This window comes from Cellulomonas cellasea, from assembly GCF_030372105.1.
Taxonomy (GTDB): Bacteria; Actinomycetota; Actinomycetes; order Actinomycetales; family Cellulomonadaceae; genus Cellulomonas_A; species Cellulomonas_A cellasea_A.
Window position 1 is genome coordinate 1 of sequence record NZ_JAUDBQ010000028.1, and the last position, 5,503, is coordinate 5,503.

Below are 5,503 nucleotides of genomic sequence, written 5' to 3' on the forward strand. Positions count from 1 at the left end.
GCGTCTGTTCCTTGAGAACTCAACAGTGTGCCAAGTAGTCGATGCCAAGATGGTTCATCGGCTGGTGGTTCCCCGCTTTTCGGTGGGGGGTTGTCAGTGTGGTGAGTCTTGGTTGACTGAGTGTGTCGTCCACCCCGTGGGTGGCATGCTCGAATCAGCCGAATTAACTGGTCCTGCTTTCGGGTGGGGCTGTTTCGTGTGTCGGTTTCCTTGCCGCTTCGGTGGCAGGGTGCCATGAGACATCTACGGAGAGTTTGATTCTGGCTCAGGACGAACGCTGGCGGCGTGCTTAACACATGCAAGTCGAACGGTGATGACAGGGCTTGCCTTGTCTGATCAGTGGCGAACGGGTGAGTAACACGTGAGTAACCTGCCCCTGACTCTGGAATAACCGCGGGAAACGGCGGCTAATACCGGATACGAGACGCACAGGCATCTGTAGCGTCTGGAAAGATTTATCGGTCAGGGATGGGCTCGCGGCCTATCAGCTTGTTGGTGGGGTGAAGGCCTACCAAGGCGACGACGGGTAGCCGGCCTGAGAGGGCGACCGGCCACACTGGGACTGAGATACGGCCCAGACTCCTACGGGAGGCAGCAGTGGGGAATATTGCACAATGGGCGCAAGCCTGATGCAGCGACGCCGCGTGAGGGATGACGGCCTTCGGGTTGTAAACCTCTTTCAGCAGGGAAGAAGCGAAAGTGACGGTACCTGCAGAAGAAGCGCCGGCTAACTACGTGCCAGCAGCCGCGGTAATACGTAGGGCGCAAGCGTTGTCCGGAATTATTGGGCGTAAAGAGCTCGTAGGCGGTTTGTCGCGTCTGCTGTGAAAACCTGAGGCTCAACCTCGGGCTTGCAGTGGGTACGGGCAGACTAGAGTGCGGTAGGGGTGACTGGAATTCCTGGTGTAGCGGTGGAATGCGCAGATATCAGGAGGAACACCGATGGCGAAGGCAGGTCACTGGGCCGCAACTGACGCTGAGGAGCGAAAGCATGGGGAGCGAACAGGATTAGATACCCTGGTAGTCCATGCCGTAAACGTTGGGCACTAGGTGTGGGGCTCATTCCACGAGTTCCGTGCCGCAGCAAACGCATTAAGTGCCCCGCCTGGGGAGTACGGCCGCAAGGCTAAAACTCAAAGAAATTGACGGGGGCCCGCACAAGCGGCGGAGCATGCGGATTAATTCGATGCAACGCGAAGAACCTTACCAAGGCTTGACATACACCGGAAAAGCGCAGAGATGTGCTCCCCGCAAGGTCGGTGTACAGGTGGTGCATGGTTGTCGTCAGCTCGTGTCGTGAGATGTTGGGTTAAGTCCCGCAACGAGCGCAACCCTCGTCCTATGTTGCCAGCACGTCATGGTGGGGACTCATAGGAGACTGCCGGGGTCAACTCGGAGGAAGGTGGGGATGACGTCAAATCATCATGCCCCTTATGTCTTGGGCTTCACGCATGCTACAATGGCCGGTACAAAGGGCTGCGATACCGCGAGGTGGAGCGAATCCCAAAAAGCCGGTCTCAGTTCGGATTGGGGTCTGCAACTCGACCCCATGAAGTCGGAGTCGCTAGTAATCGCAGATCAGCAACGCTGCGGTGAATACGTTCCCGGGCCTTGTACACACCGCCCGTCAAGTCACGAAAGTCGGTAACACCCGAAGCCGGTGGCCCAACTCGCAAGAGGGGGAGCCGTCGAAGGTGGGACTGGCGATTGGGACTAAGTCGTAACAAGGTAGCCGTACCGGAAGGTGCGGCTGGATCACCTCCTTTCTAAGGAGCATCTGGCCAGGTCTCTTCGGGGGCCGGGTCCAGGCCCATGTCCCTGGCCGAACGAGCCGGGGGTGGAGCTCAAGGGTGGAACATCGACTATGGCCGGCCGCGATGCGGTCTCCTGCTAGTACGTCCTGGGCTTGCCCGGGTCTGGAACGCGGGGGGTCGTGGGAGTGGTCGGCTTGGCGCACTGTTGGGTCCTGAGGGAACAGCCGGAAGGTTGTTGTCTCGGGTTGCCCCGCTGGCTCGTCTTCGGATGGGTTGCGGTGGGGTGGCTGGATACGGGTCCGTGTGACCGGTCGAACCGTCCAGGAGTTCCTGGGCAGGCGCCGGTGTCAGCACGGGGATCGTTCGTAGCTTGAGAACTGCACAGTGGACGCGAGCATCTTTGTAGAAATTATTGTGGTCAAGTTTTTAAGGGCACAGGGTGGATGCCTTGGCACTAGGAGCCGATGAAGGACGTAGTAGCCTGCGATAAGCCTCGGGGAGTTGGCAAACGAACCGTGATCCGAGGATTTCCGAATGGGGAAACCCCGCTGGAGTCATGTCCAGTGACCCGCACCTGAATATATAGGGTGTGTGGGGGGAACGTCGGGAAGTGAAACATCTCAGTACCGACAGGAAGAGATATTCCGTGAGTAGTGGCGAGCGAAAGCGGATCAGGCCAAACCGTATGCGTGTGATAGCCGGCAGGCGTTGCGTGTGCGGGGTTGTGGGACCTTTCAGCTGGTTCTGCCGAATCAGCAGGGAGTCAGAAAGCCGCGTTATAGTCGAAGGGCATTGAAAGGCCCGGCACAGAGGGTGTGACCCCCGTAGACGAAATGACGCGGCCTCCCGAAGGGGATCCCAAGTAGCACGGGGCCCGAGAAATCCCGTGTGAATCCGGCAAGACCACTTGCTAAGCCTAAATACTACCTAGTGACCGATAGCGGACAAGTACCGTGAGGGAAAGGTGAAAAGTACCCCGGGAGGGGAGTGAAATAGTACCTGAAACCGTGTGCCTACAATCCGTTGGAGCCTCCCTAGCAGGGGTGACAGCGTGCCTTTTGAAGAATGAGCCTGCGAGTTAGTGGTACGTGGCGAGGTTAACCCGTGTGGGGAAGCCGTAGCGAAAGCGAGTCCGAATAGGGCGATTCAGTCGCGTGCTCTAGACCCGAAGCGAAGTGATCTAGCCATGGGCAGGTTGAAGCGCGGGTAAGACCGCGTGGAGGACCGAACCCACTTGGGTTGAAAACCGAGGGGATGACCTGTGGTTAGGGGTGAAAGGCCAATCAAACTTCGTGATAGCTGGTTCTCCCCGAAATGCATTTAGGTGCAGCGTCACGTGTTTCTTACCGGAGGTAGAGCTACTGGATAGCCGATGGGCCCCACAAGGTTACTGACGTTAGCCAAACTCCGAATGCCGGTAAGTGAGAGCGTGGCAGTGAGACTGCGGGGGATAAGCTCCGTAGTCGAGAGGGAAACAGCCCAGACCACCAGCTAAGGCCCCTAAGCGTATGCTAAGTGGGAAAGGATGTGGAGTTGCACAGACAACCAGGAGGTTGGCTTAGAAGCAGCCACCCTTGAAAGAGTGCGTAATAGCTCACTGGTCAAGTGATTCCGCGCCGACAATGTAGCGGGGCTCAAGCATACCGCCGAAGCTGTGGCATTCACACAATAGCTCAGCCCCTTTGGGGTTCAGGCGTGTGGATGGGTAGGGGAGCGTCGTGTGGCGAGTGAAGTCGCGGGGTGACCCAGCGGTGGACGCCACACGAGTGAGAATGCAGGCATGAGTAGCGAAAGACGGGTGAGAAACCCGTCCGCCGAATGACCAAGGGTTCCAGGGCCAGGCTAATCCGCCCTGGGTAAGTCGGGACCTAAGGCGAGGCCGACAGGCGTAGTCGATGGACAACGGGTTGATATTCCCGTACCGGCGAAGAACCGCCCATACCGACCCCGGTGATGCTAAGCGCCCGAAGCCGTCCATCGTCCCTTCGGGGACACCGGGCGGGGGAGCGCGCGACCCGAGCCGGCAGTAGGTAAGCGCATTAACAGGGGTGACGCAGGAAGGTAGCCCAGCGTGGCGATGGTAGTCCACGTCCAAGGTTGTAGGGTGAGAGGTAGGCAAATCCGCCTCTCGTGAAGCCTGAGAACTGATGGTGACCGCGAACGCGGGATGATTGGGTGATCCTATGCTGCCAAGAAAAGCCTCGGCGCGAGGTTCTAGCCGCCCGTACCCTAAACCGACTCAGGTGGTCAGGTAGAGAATACTAAGGCGATCGAGAGAATCGTGGTTAAGGAACTCGGCAAAATGCCCCCGTAACTTCGGGAGAAGGGGGGCCCGAAGCGTGAACCCACTTGCTGGGGGAGCGTGGACGGCCGCAGAGACCAGGGGAAAGCGACTGTTTACTAAAAACACAGGTCCGTGCGAAGTCGCAAGACGATGTATACGGACTGACGCCTGCCCGGTGCTGGAAGGTTAAGAGGACGGGTCAGCCGCAAGGCGAAGCTCAGAATTTAAGCCCCAGTAAACGGCGGTGGTAACTATAACCATCCTAAGGTAGCGAAATTCCTTGTCGGGTAAGTTCCGACCTGCACGAATGGCGTAACGACTTTCCCGCTGTCTCAACCGCGAACTCGGCGAAATTGCACTACGAGTAAAGATGCTCGTTACGCGCAGCAGGACGGAAAGACCCCGGGACCTTTACTATAGCTTGGTATTGGTGTTCGGTGCGGCTTGTGTAGGATAGGTGGGAGACTGTGAAGCCGGCACGCCAGTGTCGGTGGAGTCAACGTTGAAATACCACTCTGGTCGCTCTGGATATCTAACCTCGGTCCGTCATCCGGACCAGGGACAGTGCCTGGTGGGTAGTTTAACTGGGGCGGTTGCCTCCTAAAATGTAACGGAGGCGCTCAAAGGTTCCCTCAGCCTGGTTGGCAATCAGGTGTCGAGTGCAAGTGCACAAGGGAGCTTGACTGTGAGACTGACAGGTCGAGCAGGGACGAAAGTCGGAACTAGTGATCCGGCGGTGGCTTGTGGAAGCGCCGTCGCTCAACGGATAAAAGGTACCCCGGGGATAACAGGCTGATCTTGCCCAAGAGTCCATATCGACGGCATGGTTTGGCACCTCGATGTCGGCTCGTCGCATCCTGGGGCTGGAGTAGGTCCCAAGGGTTGGGCTGTTCGCCCATTAAAGCGGTACGCGAGCTGGGTTTAGAACGTCGTGAGACAGTTCGGTCCCTATCCGCTGCGCGCGCAGGAAACTTGAGAAGGGCTGTCCCTAGTACGAGAGGACCGGGACGGACGAACCTCTGGTGTGCCAGTTGTTCCGCCAGGAGCACGGCTGGTTGGCTACGTTCGGAAGGGATAACCGCTGAAAGCATCTAAGCGGGAAGCCTGCTTCAAGATGAGGTTTCCATGGGGACTAGTGCCCCGAGAGGCTCCCAGCTAGACCACTGGGTAGATAGGCCGGATGTGGAAGGCAGGACGAAAGACTGCTGGAGCTGACCGGTACTAATAAGCCGATGACTTCACCACACTACATTGCTACGCGTCCACTGTGCGGTTCCCGAGATACGAACGGGAATCATCCCGAGATTCATATCTCCATAGAGTTACGGCGGTCATAGCGAGGGGGAAACGCCCGGTCCCATTCCGAACCCGGAAGCTAAGCCCCTCTGCGCCGATGGTACTGCACTCGCCAGGGTGTGGGAGAGTAGGTCGCCGCCGGAACACCATTCAGAAAGAGCCACCCCTA

3 rRNA genes are annotated in these 5,503 nt (G+C 58.1%); all 3 read left to right on the forward strand.

What is annotated here, in order from left to right:
* Positions 1-242: 242 nt before the first annotated feature.
* The 3 genes from QUV83_RS17580 (at position 243) to rrf (ending at position 5,478) form a co-directional block, all read left to right on the forward strand.
* Positions 243-1,766 (forward strand): 16S ribosomal RNA (locus QUV83_RS17580).
* A gap of 404 nt (positions 1,767-2,170) precedes the next feature.
* Positions 2,171-5,283, forward strand: a 23S ribosomal RNA gene (locus tag QUV83_RS17585).
* Between the two features lie 78 nt (positions 5,284-5,361).
* Positions 5,362-5,478 (forward strand): 5S ribosomal RNA (gene rrf, locus QUV83_RS17590).
* The 16S, 23S and 5S rRNA genes sit together here, the layout of an rRNA operon.
* Positions 5,479-5,503: the final 25 nt, after the last annotated feature.